The following is a 22,710-nucleotide window of genomic DNA, read 5'->3' on the forward strand; positions in this document are numbered from 1 at the left end:
GCTGGCCATTGCGGAGCGCGCAGAAGGTGAATCGCAAATCCGTCCAGTCTGCTATTGGGTCTGACCGGATAGTACGAGTTGCCGAACTCGCTGGCGCGCGGTAGCAACGTCAACTTATTGTGATTAACCGACAGAAGTTTCCGGTCGGGCGGACAGGTCGGGAAGCACTCGTTGCGCGAGCGATCCGATAGAGAAAATGCCATCGTGCATGGCGTTTTCTCAAAGGAAATTGACTGCCAGTCCCCGGTCGGCACGAGGACCGAATGTCTATCATGGCTCCACGATCAAGCGTGACTGGCACGCATCGAAGGAGATTTTCATGAGCTCGCACAAGCGCAGACAGCTTCGGCTGGCGGCATTCCTTTCGGGCATCGGCGCCAATGTCGATGCGTGGCGACATCCGGAGGCGCGCAGCAACGTCGCCGCCGATATCGAATCGTTCAAGGAGGCGGCGCGTATTGCCGAAGCAGGAAAATTCGATTTCGGTTTTATCGCCGATTCGACGTTCATTACGAAGGATTCGACCTCGTACTTTCTTAGCCGGCTCGAGCCGATTACCGCGCTATCCGCGGTTTCTTCGGTCACCAGCCGGCTGGGTCTGGTCGCGACCATGACCACCTCTTTCAGCGAACCGTTCACGACGGCCCGTCAATTGAATTCGCTCGACGTGATAAGCGGCGGTCGTGCCGCCTGGAACGCCGTGACCGGCGCACTCGAAGGCCATGCGCGCAATCACGGTGGCGAAAAGCTTTACGAGCACGCGCTACGGTATGAGATAGCAGCCGAATATATCGAGGTCGTGAAAGGGCTCTGGGACTCGTGGGACAGCGACGCGTTCGTGCGCGACAAGGAGAGCGGCCAGTATGTCGACTTCGACAAGATGCATACGCTTGATCACAAGGGCGCGCATTTCTCGGTGCAAGGGCCGTTGAATATCGAGCGCTCGAAACAGGGCAGACCCGTTATATTCCAGGCGGGCGCATCGGAAGACGGCAAGGAACTGGCGGCGCGGGTTGCCGATGCGGTGTTTTCGGGCGACGTCGACGATGCGCCGCGCCACAAGGCGTATTACGACGACCTGAAGCGCCGTGCGGCGAAATACGGACGTGGCCCCGACGACATCCTGATCTTTCCGTCGATCACACCGATCGTCGGCAGTACCGCCGAAGAAGCGCAACGCAAATATCGCGAGGTGTGCGAGTTGCTCGACATCCGCGTGGCGATCAGATATCTGTCGCGTTACTTTAGTCTTTTCGACTTCAACCAGTTTCCGCTCGACGAACCGTTGCCTGAACTCGGCGATATCGGAAAAGACAGCTTTCGTTCCACCGCTGAAAATTATTTACGCGTGGCGCGCGAGAAGAAACTGACACTGCGGCAACTTGCGTTGTACGCGGCCAATCCGGCAGACACGTTCGTCGGCACGCCCGAGCAGATCGCGGACAAACTACAGCGGCTCTTCGAAGACGAAGTCGTGGACGGGTTCATCCTGCATGCGCACCTGCATCCGGCCGGCCTGCGCGATTTCGTCGAACAGGTGGTGCCGATCCTGCAAGCGCGCGGCATCTATCGGCGCGAGTACGAAAGCGATACCTTGCGCGGCAATCTTGGCCTGTCGTGGCCCGAGAGCCGCTATGCGAAAACCGCGGCAGCGCCGGACGCCGAGCGCGCGCCGGCGTCCGCCACGATCTGAGGGCGGACCTCTCATGCAAAAAATGATTGCGCGACTGGCGCGCGGCCTGGTGCTGTGGGCGTGGATGGCGAGCGTCGCTCATGCGGAAACCCCGCCCGCCGAAATTCGCGTCGGTGCTCCGGCGCTGGTCTTCGACGGTAACTCCTACTGGGGCGCACTGGGTATTGCCCGCTATAAGGGCTGGCTCGATCAGGAGTTCGCGAAAGATCACGTGAAGATCGACCTGATCGGTTATCGCGGCGGCGCGCCGATGGTCGGACTCGCGCTGGCCAACTCACAGATCGATTTTGCGGGGCAGGGCGATCTGCTGTCGATCATCGGACGCTCGAGCGGCATGCAAACCCGGCTGATCCTGCCGGGCGACAAGCTCGCCAATGCGTATCTTGCCGTCGCGCCGAATTCGACGATCCATTCGATCGAAGATTTGCGCGGCAAGCGCGTGGCTTACTACAAGGGCAACCAGATCCAGTTGCAGGTGATCCGGATTCTCGCGCAGCATGGCCTGACGGAGAAAGACATCCTTTCTGTGGGGATGGACCCGGCCACCGCCTCGATCGGGCTGACGTCGGGCGATGTCGATGCGGTCTTCAGCGGCGACGATCTGCTCGCGCTGCGCGATCGGGGGCTCGGCAAGATCGTCTATTCGACCCAGGGGCAGCCGGCGCTGACTTCGTACAACGGCATCATCGTGCGCGACGCGTTCGCTCGCCAGTACCCGGAGACCACCGAGCGTTTCGTCAAGGTACTGGTCAGGGCGGCGGCCTGGGCGAGCGATCCGGCAAACCGTCAGGAGGTGCTGCACATCTGGGGGCTCGGTCCGATGCATCGTATCTACATTGACGAGGACTTCAAGGACCGGCCTTGGGTGGACCGTCAGAGTGCGCTGCTCGACCCGCTGTTCGTCGCGCATTATCGCGAGACTCAGGACCTGGTCGCACAGCTCGGTTTGCTGCGAGGCCCGAAGTTCGATGTCGATACATGGATCGACCGTAGCTTCCTCGACAAGGCGTTGAAGGACCTCAACCTCGAGCATTACTGGTCTCCGCTGGACGCCGGGGGCAAGCCGCTCACGGCGGACGGGGGAACCGGGGCCGCGAGCGGGAGAACGTGATGTCCGCCGGTACACCGTCCGTCACGAATGGGTCCACACGTCCTCCCCAGTACAACACGCGCAGTCGCAATCCGGTGCGCCGGTATGCGGGCATCGCGCTGGTCCTGCTGCTGCACGTGCTTTTCATCTGGGCCTTACTGGAGGGACTGGCGAACAAGGTCGTACAGGTGATCGCGAAGCCCATCGAAACGCGGATCATCATGCCGGTGAAACCGCCGCCACCGCCGCCGCCCATTCCGACGGTCAAGCTGGCGCCGCCGAAGGTCCGGCCACCGCCACCGCCATTTGTGCCGCCGCCTCAGGTGAAGGTGACGGCGCCGCCTGTCGCGCCGACCATCACGCACCAGGCGACGCCGGCCGCCACGCCGGTCGAGCCGCCGCCCGCCCCGGCCGTACCAGCGCCGCCAGTGCCGGCAAAACCGGTCAGTCATGTGGTCGGCGTGGTCTGTCCGAATTCGGATGAAGTGCGGCGCACGACCGTCTATCCGCAGCAGGCACAGGATCAGGAGATCACGGGCGATGTGCTGGTGTCGTTCGTGGTGGACCCGCAAGGGCACATCGACGACGTGAAAGTCGAGCATTCGGCCGACCCGATTCTGGATCGGGCGGCGCTCAAGGCAGTCACCCGGTTCAACTGTATTTCCCAGGGGCAATCGGTGCGGGTGCAGGTGCCGTTTTCTTTCAATCTGAACTGACCCGCATCGTCGGCCGCTGGCAGGCGGCCTCACCCATTCGTTGATTTTCGAAGATTGTGGAGCATCCATGAACAAGCGTTTTCTCGTCGCGTTGGCGACCTGCGTGACCCTCGCCACGGCGGCGGCCGCGAGCCTCGTCGTCCCTGAAGCTGCGTTGGCACAGTCGGTTGCGCCTGCATCGGCGTCCGCGTCCGCGTCTACACCGCAGTCGAACAGCGAGGGCGCTGCCGCGGGGGCGAGCGCCACCTCGCAGGCAGCGGCCGATCCGGTTCCGCCTCCCTTGCCCGCCACGAGCACGACCGTGACCAATCCTTATGGCTTGGGCGCGTTGTGGCAGAACGGCGACTTCGTCGCGCGGTTCGTGCTGATCCTGCTCGTGCTGATGTCGATGGGCAGCTGGTACATCATGATCACCAAGTTCATCGAGCAACTGCGCGCCAACCGCCGTGCGACCAGCGCCGACGAACAGTTGTGGAGTGCGCCGTCGCTCGCACAGGGCGCGCAGCAGCTCGACGAAAACTCGCCGTTCCGCTTCATCGCGCAGGCCGGTATCGACGCCGGCGAGCATCACGACGAAGCGCTGCTCGAAGCCGTGGATCGTAATACGTGGATCGACGTGTCCATTGAACGCGCCATCACCAGCGTGTCGAACCGGTTACAGGACGGTCTGGCGTTCCTCGGTACCGTAGGTTCGACGGCGCCGTTCGTCGGCCTGTTCGGCACGGTGTGGGGCATTTATCACGCGCTGACCGCGATCGGTATCGCTGGGCAGGCCTCGATCGACAAGGTGGCGGGTCCGGTCGGTGAAGCGCTGATCATGACCGCAATTGGTCTGGCTGTCGCCGTGCCCGCCGTGCTGGGCTACAACTTCCTCGTGCGTCGTAATAAATCGGTGATGGAGCGGGTGCGGGGTTTCGGCGCGCAGTTGCACACCGTCCTGCTGCCGGGCGCGAAGCGCAAGATTCGCGCCGTGGCGAATGCGCACTGACATGCTCATTCACTCATTGGAGCCACTGGATTCATCCAGCAGACGGAGCGCGAAATCATGGCCTTGAACGTTGGACAGGATGGCGAGGACGATGAAGTCATTGCCGCCATCAACACGACGCCACTCGTCGACGTGATGCTGGTGCTGCTGATCATTTTCCTGATTACGATCCCGGTCGTCACGCACACGGTGCCGGTGCAGTTGCCGCAGCAAACCGTGAGTCCCTTGCAGACCAAACCGGACAGTGTCGAGATCGCAGTGAACAAGGACGGCAACGTGTTCTGGAACGAGCGGCTGGTCGATGCGCCGACGCTGCTGGCGCGGCTGAAAACGGTGTCGGTGAAAGAACCGCAGCCGGAGGTGCACATCCGCGGCGATCAGGCGACCCGCTACGAGTCCATCGGACGCGTAGTGACCGCCTGCGAGCGGGCCGGTATCGCGAAGGTGTCATTCATCACGCAGCCGCCCGCGCGCGGCGGATAGGAGTCGAAACATGGGGATGAACGTATCGTCGGGCGGTGGGGGTGGCGAGCCGGAGGTGATGGTCGACATCAATACCACGCCGCTGATCGACGTGATGCTGGTGCTGCTGATCATGCTGATCATCACGATTCCAATCCAGATGCACTCGGTGAAGATGAATCTGCCGGTGGACAATCCGCCGCCGCCGAGCGCACCGCCGCCGGTCGTGCAGGTCGATGTCAACGCCAACGGACTGGTGAAGTGGAACGGCGCGCCGGTCGCGGACGACGCCGATCTGGCCCGGCACATGTCCGCGGTCGCTGCCGAGGCCGATCAGCCGGAAATTCATCTGCTGCCGAACCGGCTTGCGCCCTACAGGAGCGTGGCGAGTGTGCTCGCGTCGGCGCAGCGGGCGGGCGCGACGAAGATCGGGTTGGTCGGCAACGAACAGTATTTGCAGTGAGCATGCAATCAGAAAACCGGAGCCCAACGATGACGACACAGACCATTACCTTCGCGGAAACCGCAACGTTCGCACGGCCGCAACAGCCTGTTTTCGAAACCTATGAAGAAGCGCGGCACTATCGCAAGCAGCGACTCGTGGCGGCGTTCCGGCTATTTGCAAAATATGGCTTCGAGGAAGGCGTGATGGGCCATATTTCGGCCCGCGATCCGGAGCATCCCGACGAGTTCTGGATCAATCCGTTTGCGGTCAGTTTCGACCAGATCACCGTGAGCAGCCTGATCCGGACGAATTATCGCGGCGAAAAACTCGAGGGTGACGGCTATCTGCATCCGGGCGGCATTCCGCTGCATGCTGCCATCCTGGCGGCGCAGCCGAACGTCGTCTCGGCTGTCCATACGCATTCGCAGTTCGGCAAGATCTGGTCCTCGCTTGGCAGACAGTTGCGTCCGCTGTCTCATGAGGCAGCGGTGTTTTTTGGCCGGCATGTCGTGTACGACACGCTCGAACACGGCGAAGGGCCATTGCTCGGGCGCGCGCTCGACGCCCAGAAGGCCGTCGTGCTGAAGAATCACGGTTTGCTGACGGTGGGTGAAACGGTCGACGAGGCGGCTTACCTGTTTATCTCGCTCGAGAAAGTCTGTCGCGAGCAGGTGTTTATCGAATCGATGGGTGCGGACCCGGAATCGCTCAGCGATCAGCGTGCCGAAGCGATTGCGGCGCGGGTGCAGGGTTACGCGGGCTGGTTGAACTTTCAGCCGTTGTACCAGAGTATCGTCGCGGAGCAGCCGAAGTTGCTGGACTGACGGATTACCGGGTGGCGCAATCCGCTCGGAAAAACAGCCACGTTGGTCTCTGCCCGGCGCCTGTCTGCTACCTGAGTCGCCAGATACCCCACATTGCGATAAGTAGGGCAATGCTCAATCCGCCGCCCAGGAGGATGTATGTGCTCATCTGGCTTCAGAAGATAGAGTGATAGAGTGTGTGCCTCGGGATGTGTGCTGCTCCGCGGCTTATCCTACCTGCGCCGGCTTTCAGGAAGATTGGCAATTCATTGTCATCGGCAGCAGTGGTTCGAACGTTAGACAGGTGACAGGCCCGACGTCGGCTAACGAACTGCCGACATCTTCCTTGCATCCTGCCTCAATGTATCTTTCCACGTGACTACGATCCCCATGCCATCTTCATTCGTTTCCACTATCCGGATCGGAGCGCTTGCCGCTTCCCTGTTCGGAATGCTGGCCGTAACGAACCCTGCCCATGCCGCCGATAACGTCATCGTCCTCGATTCCGCTGGCGCGCAACTGACGCTCATCGACGAGTCCACGCACAAGGTGGTCGGCACCGAGCCGACCGGCAAGGAACCGCATCATCTGATGATCACGCCCGACGGGCGCTCGCTTCTCGTCGCCAATTCCGTGTCGAACAACCTGATGTTCGTCGACCCGCACACGGGCAAGTTGCAGCGTACCCTCGAAGGGATCGAAGACCCGTATCAACTGGGATTTTCCCCGGATCACAAATGGTTCGTCACTGCGGCGTTGCGCATGGATCGTGCCGACATCTACCGCTACGACGGCACGAACCTGACGCTCGTCAAACGCATCCCGCTCGCGAAAACGCCGAGCCACATGACGTTCGCCTCCGACAACCGCACCGTGTTCATGACGCTGCAGGATTCCGGCGAACTCGCGGCAATCGATCTGCCGACGCAAACCGTGTTGTGGAAAATGCACGTGGGTAACGAGCCGGCCGGCCTGTGGATGACGCCTGGCGACAAATACCTGCTGGTCGGCATGACGGGCGAGGACGACGTGACGGTCGTCGACTGGCACAAGCAGCAGATCGTCAAAAAAATCCACACGGGTCGAGGTGCGCATAACTTCCGCAATCTCGACGACGGCAAGCACGTGGTCGTCTCGAATCGCGTCGACAGCACGATCAGCATCATCGATTACACCACGCTGACCAACGCGGGCGACATCACCGGGCTGATGCCCGGACCCGACGACATGGAACTAACACCGGACAAACGCTATCTATGGGTCGGGTTCCGCTTTGCAAAGCATGTCGGCATCATTGACCTGAGCACGCGCAAGCTGATCGAGACCATTGCGGTTGGCCGCTCGCCGCATGGCATCTTCTTCGACAATCGCGCACCGGTCATTTCGCCGAACCCGGACTGAACGCAGCTTGCCAGGCAAGCAATACATGACCTGTCATTCACGAGGTTTCTGATGTTCCATCAAGTCGTCACGCAACTGGACAACATGGTGTCCGCATTGCAGACGCTGTTGTATATCGATGTGGTGCAGCCGTTTTTCTTTCGTTTCGGCTTGATGGGATACGACGAAGACACCTATGACGCGCTGTATTGGGTCATCATCGGCGTGTTCGAAATCATCGGGATGTATGCGGTCTTGCGCCCGCTGGAAGCGCTGCGTCCTCTCGAAGACTGGCAGAACCGCAAGGCGCTGCGATCCGATGTGGTCTACACGTGGATTGCCCGGCTCGGCATCATCAATATTGCGTTCTTCTTTCTGCTACAGCCGCTGTTCGATCACTGGCAGAGTCTCATCTCGATCTACGGCATTCCCAGCATCGATATAGACAACCTGTGGCCGGGCGTGACCAGTCAGGGGATCGTCTCCTTCGTGATCTACCTCGTGATACTCGATTTCGCCGGGTACTGGTATCACCGGTGGCAGCATCGCTTTGGCGTGTGGTGGGAACTGCATGCGGTCCATCACAGTCAGCAGCAGATGTCGATGTGGAACGACGACCGCAATCACTTCCTGGACGACATCATCCAGGCTGCGTTCTTCGCGGCTATCTCGCTGTTTATCGGTGTGCCGCCCACGCAGTTCGTGACACTCATTGCGCTCAGCAATTTCATGCAGAGTATCCAGCACGTCAATGCGCGACTGCAGTATGGGTGGCTGCTCGAACGCATTATCGTCAGCCCGGTTTTTCATCGTCGGCACCATGCGGTGGGCTATGGCCACGAAGGGACCGCTTACGGCTGCAATTTCGGCGTGCTGTTTCCATGGTGGGACATGATGTTCCGCACCGCTTCGTGGAACCGCGATGTCGAGCCGACCGGTATCCGCGATCAGTTGCCTCAGCCGCACGGCTCGGGACGTTCGTATGGAGACGGGTTGATCGCGCAGCAGTGGCTCGCGTTCGGGCGCATCGTGGAGAGACTTCGCGGGAAGAGGCGCTACGCAAGCGATGGGGCGGAGTGAAGGCGGTGGGGTGGTACGCGCGGTAAGCGCGTCAGCCTCGCACTGAACCGCTGGTGCTACCAGGCCCGAAATGGCGAACGTGCTACGTCATTTAGGTATACAGTCGACGCAGCAGTCGCCGATGAGCCCTTTTAACAACGGCCAGCGAGTGCAACGCATTCTGGCCCGGACCACGCTGGTCGAAGGCCTTTCCCGAAAGTGCTGCACGACCGTCTCCGAGGTCGTCCACGATCTCGTCAAATAGTCCACTTCTGAACCGTCGATTTCCGGCCGGGCCTTGTCGTGGCATCAGCTGCAGCTTTGCAGAGAATGCAGACGCGCGCGCCGCGCAGGCCGCCTGGTAATGCGCGGCCCCCATCCTTTCCGACGAGCCGCGATTTCTTCGACATCGAACGGTGACGACTTTCATAGGTCGGCGCCGCGAACATCCCTGTTGCGAATTCGGCGTTCCGCTTAAACCCGACGCCAGTAAAAGGCCAAGGAAACGCGATGCTGCATAATTTTCTAACGAACAACAGGGCGGAACTCATCGCACGATGTCAGGAGAGAGTATCTGTCCGGCTTGCACGCGATGCCTCGGCGGACCAGCTCGAAAACGGCATCCCGAAGCTGATCGATCAGCTTATTCACGTGCTTAAATTCGAGCAATCGGGCCGGCCCAAGGACGCATTACGCGTGTCCGGTTCGGCTGGAGGCGATTCACTTTTCTCCGAGCTGGGTGTGTCGGCAGCGCTCCACGGGCGTGACCTGATTCGTTTGGGTTACACCATCGATGAAGTGGTCCATGACTACGGCGATCTCTGTCAGACCCTCACCGATCTCGCTCATGAGCGGGATGCGCCGTTCACAGTAGAGGAATACCGGACGTTCAATCGTTGTCTGGACAACGCGATAGCAGACGCAGTGAAGGAGTTCAGCTATCAGCGAGACTTCAACGTAGCAGGTGAATTCTCGGCGGAAGAGAACGAGAGGAGAGGGCTCTTCGCGCACGAGCTTCGCGATCACCTGAACGTGGCCAAACTCGCGTTTGCGGCCATAAAAGCAGGAGGGCTCCCGGTATTGGGTGCTACGGGTACGGTGCTCGAACGCGCGCTTGGCCGCCTCGAGAAGGTGATCGACAGCTCGATCGACGATGTACGGCCGCCAGGACCCAGGAGCGGGAAATGGCAGGTTTTTTCGGTAGCGGATTTTATCGGCGAAGTCGCGTATGCAGCGGATCTCGCCGCGCAAGTTCGCGGATGCAAGCTAATCGTGCCGGCAGTCGATGCCACTCTTGCGATACACGGCGACCGCGACCTGCTTTATTCCGCAGTTGGCAACCTGCTTCAGAATGCGTTCAAGTTCACCCGCCCCAATACTGAAGTCAGTCTCACCGCCTATGCGGCGTCGGACCGGATCCTGATCGATGTCGCCGATCATGGTGGCGGGTTAGCGCCGGGAATGGCCGAGCAGATGTTTCAGCCATTCACGCAGTTTGGGACCGACAGGTCGGGGCTGGGCTTGGGGTTATCGATCGCGCGGCGCAGCGTCGAACTCAACGACGGTGTATTGAGCGTGCGCGTGGTACTCAACGTGGGCTGTATATTCACCATCAGTCTTCCGCGCCATGGGGTGGTCAGCAAATAGGTCGTGACGCAGCAGGGAGGTATGCATGCTGATTGGCGCGGTTTTGATAGGGCCGGGAGTCCGGCATCGACACCGGACCCGTCCGGCCCTGTGTCCCACCTCAGAGTTGCGCAAGCCCCCCATCGACAGCGACTTCGCTGGCGGTCATAAAACTGCTGTCAGACGAAGCGAGAAAGGCGGCCACCGCGCCTATCTCAGCCGGATCGGCCATGCGCTGGAGCGGCGTCATCGAGGCAAACAGTTTCTGTCCTTCCTCACCCAAAGCTTCTTTCGCGAGTTCGGTCGCCGTCGCCCCGGGCGACAACACATTGACCCGGATGCCGGTGCCCTTCAGGTCCTCCGCCCAGGTCCGCGCGAGATTGCGTACCGCCGCCTTGCTCGCGCTGTAGGCGGTCATACCCGGGGCGCCCGTGGTCCCGGCGCTCGATCCGGTCAGGATGATCGAGCCGCCTTCGCCCATCAGCGGCAGCGCCTTCTGCACGGTGAAGATCGTGCCCTTCACATTGGTGTCGAAGGTTTCGTCGATGTGCGCCCCGGTAATCTTGCCGAGCGCCATCTGGCTTCCCGCGCCGGCATTGGCGAAGACGATGTCGAGGGTTCCGCGCTCGGCTTTCACCTGCGCATAGAGCCGGTCGAGGTCGGCCTCATCCGAGACGGAGCCTGTTACTGCGCGGACATTGGGTCCAAGCTCGGTGACCGCGGCCTCGAGCGCTTCCTGTCGACGGCCGTAGATGAAGACGAAAGCACCTTCGTCGATGAAGCGCTTTGCCGCGGCGCGTCCTATGCCGGTCGCGCCTCCGGTGATGACAGCGGTTTTCCCGTTGAGTCTGGTCATGTCGAGCATCCTTTGAGAGTACGGAAGCAGGGAACTGCTTGCTTGAGACCAGTATGAGGTTCTGATAACCTGCGGACAAGTATGCACCTTTAGGTAACCATGCAAATGACCGACTGCTCACAGACTTGCGGAGGCCGCTATTCCTACGGTCTTGCCGCCACGCTCAGCATCATCGCGGGGAAGTGGAAACCGCTGATTCTGTACTTTCTGCTCGACGGCCCGAAGCGCTACGGCGAACTCAAGCGGAACGTCCAGGGTGTTAGCGCCAAGGTGCTGATCCAGCAACTGAAGGAACTCGAGGCCGATCGCGTGCTGGTGCGAACCGACTACAAGGAGGTGCCACCGCGGGTGGATTACGCGCTGACTCCGCTCGGCCGCAGTCTTGCCGACAGAATCGTTCCGTTGTGCACATGGGGCACCGAGAACATGGCGGACATGGTGGACCTGCTTGTCGAGCGTGATCGATCGAGCATCGACACCTGAGTCTGAATTGGATGAATCTGAAATCCGGTGCCTCGCCCACTCCGCACTGCGTGCGTCGCGGATGGGTAAACGACGGAAGGCAAAAAAAACCGAGGGTTCCAAGAACGACCCGGGGGCGCGCGAAGCGCTGCCGGAAGAATGACTGCCTTGTCACAAGAGCGGAATGTGCGGGAGCACGGATTCCAGATGTACCACTACCAAAGACCTCGCGCGGTTGCCGCTTAAAAGTTAGCGGTTTGAGCCCGCTTTCTTTTGCCTACTTTTCTTTGCGGCGGCAAAGAAAAGTAGGTGCCCCCCGCACAGGGGGAACGCTAATAGACCACTACCAAATCAAGAAAACCGCATAAAAAAACGAATGTATGATCGCAATTTAAATTGAATCGATTCCGGCATGCTCGCGCTCAAACTCACGCTTGTCCCGCTATTTCTCCTTGTCGTATCGATGTCGGGCAAATGGTGGGGGCCATCCATTGCCGGATGGTTAGCCGGGCTACCGGTAGTTGCCGGTCCGATTCTCTTCATCCTCGTGCTCGCTCATGGCGCGAGCTTCGGCGCGCGTGCCGCCACGCTATCCCTTTCCGCCATCCTCGCGTCCGAAGCATTCAACTTCGCTTATGCATGGACCTGTCGATCGCGTTCGTGGCCGGTCGCACTCGGTGTCGGCCTCATGACGTGGTTTATCGCTGCGTGGGGGTTATCGCTGTTGCCGGTTTCACCTGTCTGGGCCACGGCGGCCGCTCTCACTGCTGTGTGCTTCGGCCAGTCGTTCCTGCCGCGTAGCACGGTGGTCGCTGCCGGTGCGCCGCTTGGCGTGTCCGACCTGATCGGCAGAATGCTTGCCGGCGCGGTTCTGACACTGCTGGTAACGTGGATATCCGGTTGGGCGGGTCCTGCATGGAGCGGTTTGCTCGCGGTATTCCCACTGCTCGGAATCGTTTTATCCGTGTCGTCACACCGCGCGCACGGACCGGCTTTCGTGATCTCGCTGCTGCGGGGCATGGTGCTTGGCAGGTTTTCGTTTGCCGCATTCTGTCTGCTGCTGTCGTTTTCGCTGCCTTACCAGCGGCCACTGCTCGCCTTCGCCGAGGCTTCGTTTCTGGCGATGACCGTGCAGTGGTGTACGAGGCGCCTGGTCACGATGCAGCGCGCCAAACTCGCGGAGCCGAATGCCGTTGCGACGGATTGATGTAGGAACCGTAGATGGCGCGTTCAAGTCAACCCGCAGAACGCGCCTCCCTCACGCTACCGCACGCAGATTCGTCCACGACTGTAATTCGTCCGCAGGTAGCGCCTTCGAAAACAGAAAGCCCTGCAATTCATCGCAACCGATGGTCCGCAGAATATGCGCCTGGTGCTCGTTCTCGACACCTTCGGCCACTACCCGCAAGCTCAACTGGTGTCCAAGCTCGATGATCGCGCGGATAATCGCGAGATCGGCGGGTGCATCCAGCATGTCGTGCACGAACGCCCTATCGATCTTGAGCCGGTCGAGCGGAAAGCGGTTCAGATAACTCAAACTGGAGTAGCCGGTTCCGAAATCGTCCAGCGACAGCTTGACGCCCAGCGCACGAATGGCGTTGATCGTCTCCAGATAATTCTCCGCGTTGTCCATCAACACGGTCTCGGTAATTTCGAGTTCAAGACGCGCCGGCGCGATGCGATGGCGTTTGAGGCTGTTTGCCAGGGTCGTCACCAGATCCCGATCGCGTAGCTGGATGGCCGAGAGGTTGATCGACACGCGCAACGGCAGCAACCGCTCGGCGTCCCATGCGGCGATCTGCCGGCAGGCTTCTTCGATCACCCACGCGCCAATCGGAATGATGAGCCGCGTGTCTTCCGCCACCGGAATGAACTGTGCGGGCGATACCACGCCGATCTGCGGACTCTTCCAGCGAAGCAGGCCTTCGACGGAGACCATCTCGCCCGTGTGCGCGTCGATGCACGGCTGGTACTCGAGCCAGAATTCGCGATTGGCGATGGCGCTTCGCAGGCACGCTTCGAGTTGCAGTCGCACGCGCGCGACCTCGGCCATTTCTGGCGCGAAGAATTTGACCAGATTTCGGCCCGCGCCCTTGGCCTGGTACATCGCGGCATCGGCGTTCTGCATCAGCGTCTCGATGTCTTCACCGTTATCCGGAAACAGTGCGACGCCCACGCTGCACGACACCGGCAACGCGGTCTCGCCGAGTTCATGCGGCTGCCGCACGAGCGGCATCAGCCGGTCCCTGATCGTGCGAGCGACGTCGGCCGCGTCGCTGACGCCGTCGAGTATCACCGTGAACTCGTCACCGCCCAGACGGCTCACCGTGTCGTGACTGCGCACGGCTTGCACGAGCCGGCCCGCGACCGAGCGCAGCAGCTTGTCGCCAATATGATGACCCAGCGAATCGTTGATGTTCTTGAACCGGTCGAGATCGATGAACAGCACTGCCACGCGTCGCCCCGCGCGTCGCGCGTTGCCGAGTGCGACGCCAAGGCGCTTCACGAACAACTCGCGGTTCGGCAGTTCGGTCAGCACGTCGTGCTCGGCCAGGAACTGGATGCGGGCCTGGCTGCGCTTGCGGTCCGTGATATCGATTAGCGTGCAGATGTAGTGCGACAGGTTTGCCCGCCGGTCGCGCACCGCGCTGACCATCAGCCATGCCGGGTAGTCGCTGCCCGCGCGTCGACGCACCTGGGCTTCGCCATGCCAGACGCTCAGGCGGTCGACCGAATCGATCACGGACGGGAATATGTCTTCCTGCTGCTGCGCGTCGAAGAGGAACGTGGGCACGGTGTCGGCCACGTCGTCGGCTCGATAACCCGTCGAGCGGTAGAACGAAGCGTTGGCCGTCACGAGTCGTCGTTGCGCATCGAGAATCAGGATCGACTCGGACGACGACTCGAATACCTTGCCCCACAACTCGAGACGCTGCTCCATCAGCTTGATCTGTTTGATCGGCGTGAACGCGGTCAGCACCGCGTCGCGGCCCTGAAAATCGAGTCGCCGCGCGGAGAGCATCGCCCAGGTCGGTTCGCTGCCGCCTTTCCAGTAGACCTCGAATTCGTTGACCGCGTTGTGATCGGAGAGCTGCTGGAAAAAGCGTGCGCGTACTTCCGAGTCGAGACTCGCAGCCCACGGATCGACCGTTGAACCGTTGAGCCACGACAGCGCCGGCCGGTTTGCGTGCAGCACCTCGTGTCCCGGAATGGCGGTGACGACCATCGGCACCGGGGTCGCCTCCACGAGCGCGTGTTGCGCGGCCGATGCGCGCGCAGTCGCCGCGAGTTCCTTTTGCACGTCGCGTTCGCGGTCGAGCTGTTCGAGCATGTCGTTGAAGCCCCGAACGAGCTGGCCGATCTCGTCCTGACTCTGCCAGTTGGCGCGTAACGAATGATCGCCGGTGCGGCGCACGGTATCCATCACGCGCGCGAGCTGGCGCAGGGGTCGCGAGATCTGCTGCGCGACGAAGTACACCATGCTCAGAATCCCGCACAGCAGGAAGAGGGCGGTGCCAAGGTGCAGCCACATCCGTTCGAAGAGTCCGCGAATCCGTTCATGGAGCAGCGTTTCAAGCTGGTCGCTGGTGGCACTCCACGCATCGCTCACGCTCGTCACCACCTGCTGCTGCGCAGTGTCGAGCGCGGCGAGCTGGATGGCATCGGGGCCGGCATCCACCACCGTGCCCGCCACATGCCGGTACGTATCGATCGCAGCGAGCATCCGGCCAATCGGCGCGCCTATCGGACCTCTCAACGATGCGTTGGCGGCCGAGGCTTCCGCATAGTCGGAGCGCAGCCCCTGCAATACCGCGTCGAGTTGTCCTTCGAGCACGAGATAACGGGTCCGGGTCTCGTCGTGGCCCGACCCCGCGGTGCGAAGACTCGCACCGGCCGCATGCAGATGACGGCCGATCCGGTTGACGTCGCCGAGCAGTTCGGGGAAGCGCAGGATCGACAGGGACATGGAGTAGTAGCTGTCGAGGTCCGGATCCAGAATCAGGTTCGACTGGTTGCCGACCCGAGTGATCAGCGCGCGGGTCGCCTCGACGCCGCCGTCCACGGTCACCGCCGTTGCGCCTGGGGCGGCGCTGGCGGCGAGCGCGTCGAGCACGCGTTCGTTGATCTCGGCGCTTTGCATGTTCGCACCCAGACGCCGTTCGGCATCGGCGAGCCGGTCGGCGGTCTGCTTCAGCTGCGCCGGTGTTTGCGGTCGACCGGCTCCCGCCAGTGCGAAGTCGATCAGCGCGGAATGAGCGGCGACCACGTAGGCGTTGCCGATCAGCTCCTTTTTGGAGAAGTCGATGGCGATGTATTTTTCGTGGATCAGGATGCCGCTGATGAACACCACCGCGCTCAGGTCGAGCAGATAGATGAGCAGCAGCTTGCGACCGACGCGCAGGCGTCCGAGGGACCGGAAGAACAGGTTCGGTTTCATGGCCGCTGCTGTCCGATCGCATAGCGCTCGACCCAATTGCGGTAAGCCAGACGTATCACAGCGTTTCTCCATGCGAGGACGCCGGACCCGAATCAGTCCGGCGTGGGGATTGGCCCCTGATAACGCTAACGACCTGTTTCAGGACTTCTTTAGCCTCCGCTTAAAACGCCCCAGCGAGGTGCCGGAAACGCTACAAGGTAGTGCGTAAATCTCGGGTTCGTGCACCCGGCCAGAGGATCCTCACACGAGATCGGCTGCTTCCATGGTCAGGATGATCTTTCCGACATTGGCCGCCGACTCCATGCGCCGATGTGCGTCGGCTGCATGGGCGAGCGCAAACGTGCTGTCCACGACCGGTTCCAGACGGGCGCCGCCGTCGAAGCGGTCGAGCCAATGTTCGCGAAAGCGTTTTACCATCGCGTGTTTCTCCGCTTGCGGGCGCGACTTCATCACGGTCCCTTTGATCTGCAGATGGCGATACAGGATCTGCTCCAGTTCGACCGCGACTTGTCCGCCACCGCCGAGGATGCCGACCTGGATCAGCCGGCCGCCGTTGGCGAGCGTCGCCAGGTTACGCGCGAAGTAGGGTGCGCCCACGAAGTCGACCACGACGTCGACCCCCCGACCGTTCGTGGTCTTCGCGATGACCTCGGCGAAATCCTCGGTGCGGTAGTCGATAACCACCTCCGCTCCCAGATGCACGACGCGTTCGAGCTTGTTGCCGTCGGCTGTCGCGAAGACCCGCGCGCCCGTCGCGTAGGCCAGTTGCACCGCGGCGGAACCGACACCGCCCGCTGCCGCATGAATCAGGACCGAGTCGCCGCGCCGCAGTCCGCCCAGGTGCAGCATCGCCTCGTGTGCGGTGACGAAGACCTCGGGGATTGCGGCGGCGTGCACGTAGTCGAGCGCCCGGGGAATCGGCATCGCCATGCGCCAGTCGATGCGCGCGAACTCTGCGTAGGCGCCTCCACCGACCACACCCATCACGCGGTCTCCAACGGCATAACCCTGCACCTCGTGACCCACCTCGATCACTTCGCCGGCTATTTCAAGGCCCATGATGGTCGAGTCGCCGAAATTGGGGCGGCCATAGCCGCCCTTGCGATGCGTGAGATCGGCGCGATTCACGCCGGCGGCTTGCACCCGCACCAGCAGATCGGTCGGGCGCACTTCCGGCATGGGTGCGTCGGTGAGTTCGAGCACGCCGGCTTCGCCGAACTCCGTGAATGTGATGGCTTTCATGATGGCGATTCTCCGGTTGACCGATTCGATTCCGACGCCTGCGCGTCTGTCTGAACAAGCGTTGCCTGCGCGACGGCAGACGCTGAAATTGCCGCGGGAAATCCGGCATAAAACGCGAGGTGCGTGATGGCAGCAGCGAGTTGTTCGCGAGTCACGCCGTTGCTTACGGCGCGGCGCAAGTGGGCAGGCAGTTCGTCGAGATGGCCGCCCGCGATCAGGGCCGCCACCGTCACGAGGCTGCGCTCGCGCGGCGAGAGCGAGGGATCGCTCCAGATCTGCGAATAGAGCGTGGTATCGACGAACGCCGCGAGATCGGGCGTAAACGCGCGTGCCGCTTCGCGCGGGCTGCTGAAGTCTGGGTGGGACATGATTGCGATCCTTCTCAGGCCTGACTGATGAACTTGTTCGTGAGGTAGTACCCGATGCCTTCGGCGCCGCCTTCCGACCCGTGGCCGCTTTCCTTCATGCCGCCGAACGGAAGTTCGGTTGAGACGATCCGGTACTGGTTGATGCCGATCATCCCCGCTTCCAGACCGTCGCCCACGTCGATCGCGGTGCGTGCGTCCTGCGTGAAGGCGTAGGCGGACAGACCATAGGGCAGACGATTCGCTTCGGCGAGGCCATCGACGAGTGCGTCGAAGCGCATCAGCACGGCGATCGGACCGAACGGCTCTTCGTGCATGACACGGGCGTCCATCGGCACGTCGGCGAGAACGGTGGGTTCGAAGAAATAACCGTCGCGCTCGATGCGCTTGCCGCCAGCCAGCACGGTTGCACCGCGTGCCACGGCATCCGCCACCAGTTCTTCCATCTTCGCGAGCTGGCGCGGGTTGGCGAGCGGGCCGACCTGAGTGGCCGGGTCCATCCCGTCGCCGACCACGAGTGCCTGCGTCGCCCGCACGAAGTGTTCGGCGAATAGGTCGTAGACGCCGTGCTGGATCAGGAAGCGCGTCGACGAGATGCAGACCTGGCCCGTGCCGCGAAAGCGGTTGGCCGCTCCCTCGACAGCGGCCTTTTCGACGTCGGCGTCGTCGAAGACCAGTACCGGGCCGTGGCCGCCGAGTTCGAGCGTGATGGGCTTGACGCCGGCCGCGGCGCGCGCCGACAGCAGACGTCCGATCGGCACGGAACCCGTGAACGTGACCTTGCGGATGACGGGGGATGCGATCAACTGTCCCGAGACCTCGTCCGGTACGCCGAATACCACTTGCAGCACGCCTTTGGGCAGACCGGCGTCGTCCAGCGCGCGGGCCAGTGCAAGCGCGGTGGCCGGGCTTTCCTCGCCCGGCTTGATGATCACGCTGCAGCCGGCTGCCAGCGCCGCCGAGAGCTTGCGCGCCGGCGTGATGGCGGGGAAATTCCATGGCGTGAAGGCGGCCACCGGACCGATCGGCTGCTTCTTCACCAGTTGCTGGACGCCCGGACGATTCGACGGCACCACGCGGCCGTCGATGCGGCGCGCTTCCTCCGCGAACCACTCGAAGTAATCCGCCGCGCGCAGCACTTCGTCGCGGCTCTCGCTGAGCGGCTTGCCTTCTTCAAGCGTCATCAGTTCGGCAATTCGCGGCGCACGCTCGCGCATCAGATCGGCGGCGCGCTTGAGAACGCGGGCGCGTTCGGCGGGCACCGTCTTGCGCCAGACCGTGAACGCGTCTTGTGTCACGGACAGGGCGCGTTCCAGATCGGCATGGGTGGCGAGCGGCACGCGGCCCAGTTCAAGCCGGTCGGCGGGATTCACGACGGGAGCGGTGTCACGTTCTTGCGCAGCTATCCATTCGCCGTTAATGAACAGGTACAGCGGTTCGTAAGCGGGTTTCATGTTGTTCCTTCGTTGTGTGTTTCAGGAGTGCCTGAGTGCGCAACGAAGTCTAGGAGCGAAGGCTCTTTTCACTTAGACCGGCTGGAAAGAATGATTCTTTCCGCCAGAGGGAAAATGCTGCAGGTCGGGGTTTCGGGGTCGACGCCTGGGCCTCCACGAAGAAAGCATGTGGGTATGATGCGGCGTGCGCCGGAAGAGTCATCGAAGCTCAGGGAGGATGGTCGGAATGGACAAGGTCTACAACATGTCGGTGTTCGTGAGAGTCGTGGAGATGGGCAGCTTCACCGCCGTGGCCAACCACCTCGACACCACGGTCGGCAATGTCTCGCGCGCTATCTCGATGCTCGAAGAGGGGCTCGATACGCGTCTGCTGCAACGCTCCACGCGACGGCTCGTCGTGACCGATGCGGGACGGCGTTTTTACGACCGCAGCGTCGCGATTCTCGCCGACATCGACCATGCCGAAGCCGAGGCGCGCGACGCGCTGCTCGAGCCACGCGGAACGCTACGGGTTCACGCCGTGCCCGGTCTTGGGCGTGATCTCGTGACACAGACGGTTCTCGCGTACCGACAGAAGTACGCCAATGTTTCGGTCGATATGCTGCTCTCCCAACGCATGCCTAATCTGCTGGAGGAACAGCTCGATCTGGCTATCGTGATCGCCCGCACGTTGCCCGATTCCGCTTATGTCAGTCAGCGGATCGGCAGTAGTCATTGCGTTCTGGTCGCCTCGCCGGCGTATCTGGCGCAGCATCCCGCGCCGACTAAAGCTGACGATCTCGGCGACCATCAGTGCGTGTTGCTGAGCACCGTGGACTACGCCCCCGACGAATGGCATCTCGAACATCCCGGCGGCACGGATATTCACCGGCCTTCCGGGGCGCATTTCAGCGTGAACGACATGGAGGCCATGGCCGTCGCGCTGCGTGCCGGCGCGGGAATCGGATTGCTCGCGGGCTATTGCGCCATTGACGATCTGCGCAAGGGAACGCTTGTTCGCGTGCTGCCCCGGCATTTCACCGGCGCACGGAATGTGTACGCAGTTTATTCGTCCCGGCAATTCGTCGATGCGAAAATCGCGCGGTTTGTCGAGACGCTGAAGGCCTGCGTCGGCGATCAGCTTCTGGCGTATGCGCAGGAACTGGGGATACCGGCGAGCGACGTGTCATAGAGCCGGTTCCCTCGATGTCCGGCGATGACCGGTGGGTCGATGGCGAAGTCGAGAAGGTAAGATGCCTGGTGCGTGACACAACGATGCCCGATGCTGTCACCGCCGCCTGTGGCGAGATGTGAGTATCTTCAACTTAAAGGACGAACGCGACGTGGACGTAGATGGCCCGGACTCGCTTCCAGCAGAGCCTGTAATGGAAAGCACGCGCATAGTCGCCGTCATCACCGGCGCTACCGGCGGGATTGGTCGCTGGATCGCATTAGGACTTGCCCGTGCCGGGCATCACGTGGTGATGATCGCGCGCGATGCCGGGCGAGCGGAGGCCGCTACTGCGTGGATCACGCAGCAGGTGCCGGGTTGCAGCATCGAAGTGCAACTGGCCGATCTGAGTTCGCTGGCCGCGACGCAGCGCGCAGGTCAGGAGATAGCCGCGCGACATCCGCGTATTGCGCTGCTGGTCAACAATGCGGGCATGTTCACCGCGCGTCGGGAGACCACGGCCGAAGGCCACGAGCGCGTGCTGGCGGTGAATCATCTCGCGCCTTATGTCCTCACACATGAACTCGAAGCCGCGTTGCGAGCGGGCGCGCCATCGCGGGTCATCAACGTGGGTTCCTCGACGTCGGATCGCGCAAAGATCGATGCCGATAATCTCGAACTCGTTCGCGGCTGGGGCATGGTGCGCGCCTATGGCCAGTCGAAGCTTGCGATCATGATGTCGACCTTCGACTTGGCGCAACGCCTGCGCGGCTCGGGCGTAGTCGCTCATGTGGTCCATCCCGGCGCGGTCGCGACCGGGCTGATTCGGGAGCATGGTTTGATCGGTCTCGCATGGCGCCTGATGGCGCCGTTCATCCGTACGGAAGAGCAAGGCGCCGACACGCCGCTCGATGTCGCTCTTGCACCCAGGTGGGCCGATATCACCGGCTGCTACGTGAAAGACCGCAAAGCGGTGCGTCCGAACCGTCGTGCGCTCGACCCGGAACTCGTCGCCCGGGTCGACGCGGCTACGCGCAAGCTGGCACTGGAAGGTCTCGAAGACGGCGGGCGTTAATACCGTCTGTGCGGTCTGTGCGGTATGTGCGGTCCGGATGTCAGATCGAACTGTCTTCCGCAGGCTGCACGCCCACGCTTTCGGGTTTGCGCTTTGCGTTGCCGGTCAGTCTGGCCAGCATGCGCAGGACGGCCACGTGGATGCTAGTCGAACGCGCCCGCTCGTTGAACGCGCCTCTGACCGGAGAGGCTTCGTCGGAAGCGGCAAACAAGGTTGGGCGATATCGCGCGCGGGACTCGGCGTGAGTGGCCAGTTGCCCGGCATACCCCAGCCTGCGGATCGCGCGGCCGACGAGGCCCGGCAGTAACCTCGAGAAGATGGAAAACAGCACCGTGGTGAACGTCACCGACATTTCCCGGCGGCGCGTGATCGCGGCCAGATGAATGGCCTCGGCGATGATCTCCGGTTGATAGACCGGGGCCATCGGCCGGCCCATCCGTCCCATATGAGACACGGCGTGATCGAAGAAGGGTGTGTTGACCGCAGGCGGGAACACGGTCGTGAGAAACACCTTGCTGCCTTCCTGAGACAGTTCGGCCTGGATGGACTGGTCGAAGCCGCGAATCGCGTGCTTCGCGCCCGAGTACGAAGACAGTAGTGGCACGCCATGAAAAGCGACCGCCGAGCAGACGTTGACGATCCGGCCGTGATCGCGCGGCAGCATGCGTTGCAATGCGACTCGCGTGCCGTTTGCCGTGCCGAGATAGGTGACGTCGGTCACGCGCCGGAACTCTTCGGCGGGCGTATCGAGAAACCGGCCGAAGGTACCGTTGCCGGCGCAGTTCACCCAGACGTCGATGGGGCCCAGCACTTCTTCGATAGCGGTCGCGGCTGTTTCCAGTGCGATCGGGTCGGTGACGTCTGCTTGAGCCATCGCGGCTAGCGCGCCGTAATGTTCGACATCCTTGCAGGTAGCCTGCAGCCCGGCTTCGCCGCGGGCGATGACACCAACGCTCCATCCGTGACGCGCAAAAAGGCCCGCGGTGCAGCGGCCGATTCCCGATGAGCCGCCTGTGATTACCACGACCGGTGCTGTGCGGTGTTGCCCCGGGTTTGTGGGGTACGCAGGGCGGAGCGTGGCATAGGCGGCGGTTTCGGCTTCCGGTCCGGCTTCTAATCCTTCAGACATGCGAGTGTTTTGGCCAGAGGTTGACTGCGATCGGGTGCCCGAAGATAGGAGCGGGTCGTTCGATCGATGCCGAAGTTAGACCCCAGTCAGCAGACATGAAGCAGCAGCATAACCCGTTGGGCAGTTGTCGACCTGGCGAGGTGACAGACGGCAAGGTGCATTACGATTTGTAGGCTGACCGCCCATTATGTTTCGACCGCCAGGCGGATGAGCATACTGTCGAGATTTTCAGGTTTGGTTTGGGATGTCCTCGGATGGACTTGAAGTGTGAGGGGTT

At 62.0% G+C, this 22,710-nt stretch carries 21 protein-coding genes; 15 read left to right on the plus strand and 6 right to left on the minus strand.

Annotation, left to right across the window (positions count from 1 at the left end; genetic code table 11):
* Nucleotides 1–319: 319 nt before the first annotated feature.
* The 11 genes from FQ746_RS12800 to FQ746_RS12845 all read left to right on the plus strand — a co-directional run bounded on the left by FQ746_RS12800 (nucleotide 320) and on the right by FQ746_RS12845 (nucleotide 10,283).
* On the plus strand, nucleotides 320–1,693 hold the full coding sequence (locus FQ746_RS12800) for an LLM class flavin-dependent oxidoreductase (protein WP_144109754.1): 1,374 nt from the start codon (nucleotides 320–322) through the stop codon (nucleotides 1,691–1,693).
* A gap of 13 nt (nucleotides 1,694–1,706) precedes the next feature.
* Nucleotides 1,707–2,804, plus strand: coding sequence for an ABC transporter substrate-binding protein (locus FQ746_RS12805; protein WP_186310723.1), 1,098 nt, complete (start codon nucleotides 1,707–1,709; stop codon nucleotides 2,802–2,804).
* Entirely contained in the window at nucleotides 2,804–3,499 is a 696-nt protein-coding gene (locus tag FQ746_RS12810; protein WP_144109756.1) for an energy transducer TonB, read from the plus strand. Before FQ746_RS12805 ends, FQ746_RS12810 begins: the two co-directional genes overlap by 1 nt.
* 67 nt (nucleotides 3,500–3,566) lie before the next feature.
* Nucleotides 3,567–4,487, plus strand: coding sequence for a MotA/TolQ/ExbB proton channel family protein (locus FQ746_RS12815; protein ID WP_144109757.1), 921 nt, complete (start codon nucleotides 3,567–3,569; stop codon nucleotides 4,485–4,487).
* A gap of 57 nt (nucleotides 4,488–4,544) precedes the next feature.
* Nucleotides 4,545–4,970 carry an ExbD/TolR family protein gene (locus tag FQ746_RS12820; RefSeq protein ID WP_144109758.1) on the plus strand — a complete coding sequence of 142 codons (426 nt, stop codon included), beginning with the start codon at nucleotides 4,545–4,547 and terminating at the stop codon, nucleotides 4,968–4,970.
* 10 nt (nucleotides 4,971–4,980) lie between these two features.
* Nucleotides 4,981–5,412 (plus strand): ExbD/TolR family protein, encoded by a 432-nt coding sequence (locus FQ746_RS12825; RefSeq protein WP_144109759.1) that lies wholly within the window; start codon nucleotides 4,981–4,983, stop codon nucleotides 5,410–5,412.
* 2 nt (nucleotides 5,413–5,414) lie between these two features.
* Nucleotides 5,415–6,218 carry a class II aldolase/adducin family protein gene (locus FQ746_RS12830; RefSeq protein ID WP_144109760.1) on the plus strand — a complete coding sequence of 268 codons (804 nt, stop codon included), beginning with the start codon at nucleotides 5,415–5,417 and terminating at the stop codon, nucleotides 6,216–6,218.
* A gap of 369 nt (nucleotides 6,219–6,587) precedes the next feature.
* A complete protein-coding gene (locus FQ746_RS12835; protein ID WP_144109761.1) occupies nucleotides 6,588–7,598 on the plus strand; it encodes a beta-propeller fold lactonase family protein in 1,011 nt (336 codons plus the stop codon).
* 51 nt (nucleotides 7,599–7,649) lie between these two features.
* Nucleotides 7,650–8,657 carry a sterol desaturase family protein gene (locus FQ746_RS12840; protein WP_144109762.1) on the plus strand — a complete coding sequence of 336 codons (1,008 nt, stop codon included), beginning with the start codon at nucleotides 7,650–7,652 and terminating at the stop codon, nucleotides 8,655–8,657.
* 121 nt (nucleotides 8,658–8,778) lie between these two features.
* Nucleotides 8,779–8,901: a hypothetical protein gene (locus tag FQ746_RS35195; RefSeq protein WP_260854013.1), complete on the plus strand. Its 123-nt coding sequence runs from the start codon at nucleotides 8,779–8,781 to the stop codon at nucleotides 8,899–8,901.
* Nucleotides 8,902–9,146: 245 nt separating this feature from the next.
* Nucleotides 9,147–10,283, plus strand: a complete 1,137-nt coding sequence (locus tag FQ746_RS12845) for a sensor histidine kinase (protein WP_186310724.1) — start codon at nucleotides 9,147–9,149, stop codon at nucleotides 10,281–10,283.
* Between the two features lie 100 nt (nucleotides 10,284–10,383).
* On the opposite strand, the gene FQ746_RS12850 is transcribed toward FQ746_RS12845, so the two are convergent.
* The gene (locus FQ746_RS12850) at nucleotides 10,384–11,118 is read right to left on the minus strand and encodes an SDR family NAD(P)-dependent oxidoreductase (protein ID WP_144109763.1); all 735 of its coding nucleotides are present in this window, start codon (nucleotides 11,116–11,118) and stop codon (nucleotides 10,384–10,386) included.
* Between the two features lie 105 nt (nucleotides 11,119–11,223).
* On the opposite strand from FQ746_RS12850, the gene FQ746_RS12855 reads away from it, so the two are divergent.
* On the plus strand, nucleotides 11,224–11,601 hold the full coding sequence (locus FQ746_RS12855; protein WP_144109764.1) for a winged helix-turn-helix transcriptional regulator: 378 nt from the start codon (nucleotides 11,224–11,226) through the stop codon (nucleotides 11,599–11,601).
* 391 nt (nucleotides 11,602–11,992) lie between these two features.
* On the plus strand, nucleotides 11,993–12,787 hold the full coding sequence (locus tag FQ746_RS12860; protein ID WP_144109765.1) for a hypothetical protein: 795 nt from the start codon (nucleotides 11,993–11,995) through the stop codon (nucleotides 12,785–12,787).
* Between the two features lie 51 nt (nucleotides 12,788–12,838).
* Here FQ746_RS12860 and FQ746_RS12865 read toward each other — a convergent pair whose 3' ends face one another.
* The 4 genes from FQ746_RS12865 to FQ746_RS12880 all read right to left on the minus strand — a co-directional run bounded on the left by FQ746_RS12865 (nucleotide 12,839) and on the right by FQ746_RS12880 (nucleotide 19,079).
* Entirely contained in the window at nucleotides 12,839–16,018 is a 3,180-nt protein-coding gene (locus tag FQ746_RS12865; protein ID WP_144109766.1) for an EAL domain-containing protein, read from the minus strand.
* 240 nt (nucleotides 16,019–16,258) lie between these two features.
* Nucleotides 16,259–17,260, minus strand: a complete 1,002-nt coding sequence (locus FQ746_RS12870; protein ID WP_144109767.1) for an NAD(P)H-quinone oxidoreductase — start codon at nucleotides 17,258–17,260, stop codon at nucleotides 16,259–16,261.
* A complete protein-coding gene (locus tag FQ746_RS12875; RefSeq protein WP_144109768.1) occupies nucleotides 17,257–17,628 on the minus strand; it encodes a carboxymuconolactone decarboxylase family protein in 372 nt (123 codons plus the stop codon). The genes FQ746_RS12870 and FQ746_RS12875 overlap by 4 nt, the downstream gene beginning before the upstream one ends.
* A 14-nt stretch (nucleotides 17,629–17,642) precedes the next feature.
* Nucleotides 17,643–19,079, minus strand: a complete 1,437-nt coding sequence (locus FQ746_RS12880) for an NAD-dependent succinate-semialdehyde dehydrogenase (RefSeq protein WP_144109769.1) — start codon at nucleotides 19,077–19,079, stop codon at nucleotides 17,643–17,645.
* A gap of 226 nt (nucleotides 19,080–19,305) precedes the next feature.
* Here FQ746_RS12880 and FQ746_RS12885 point away from each other — a divergent pair, with 226 nt between their 5' ends.
* Nucleotides 19,306–20,250: a LysR family transcriptional regulator gene (locus tag FQ746_RS12885; protein ID WP_144109770.1), complete on the plus strand. Its 945-nt coding sequence runs from the start codon at nucleotides 19,306–19,308 to the stop codon at nucleotides 20,248–20,250.
* A 193-nt stretch (nucleotides 20,251–20,443) separates the two neighbouring features.
* Nucleotides 20,444–21,304 (plus strand): SDR family NAD(P)-dependent oxidoreductase, encoded by an 861-nt coding sequence (locus FQ746_RS12890; protein ID WP_144109771.1) that lies wholly within the window; start codon nucleotides 20,444–20,446, stop codon nucleotides 21,302–21,304.
* A 40-nt stretch (nucleotides 21,305–21,344) separates the two neighbouring features.
* On the opposite strand, the gene FQ746_RS12895 is transcribed toward FQ746_RS12890, so the two are convergent.
* Entirely contained in the window at nucleotides 21,345–22,433 is a 1,089-nt protein-coding gene (locus tag FQ746_RS12895; protein WP_144109772.1) for an SDR family oxidoreductase, read from the minus strand.
* Nucleotides 22,434–22,710 lie beyond the last annotated feature (277 nt).

Origin of the sequence: Paraburkholderia sp. BCC1886, from assembly GCF_900996245.1 — a bacterium.
Lineage (GTDB): Bacteria > Pseudomonadota > Gammaproteobacteria > Burkholderiales > Burkholderiaceae > Paraburkholderia.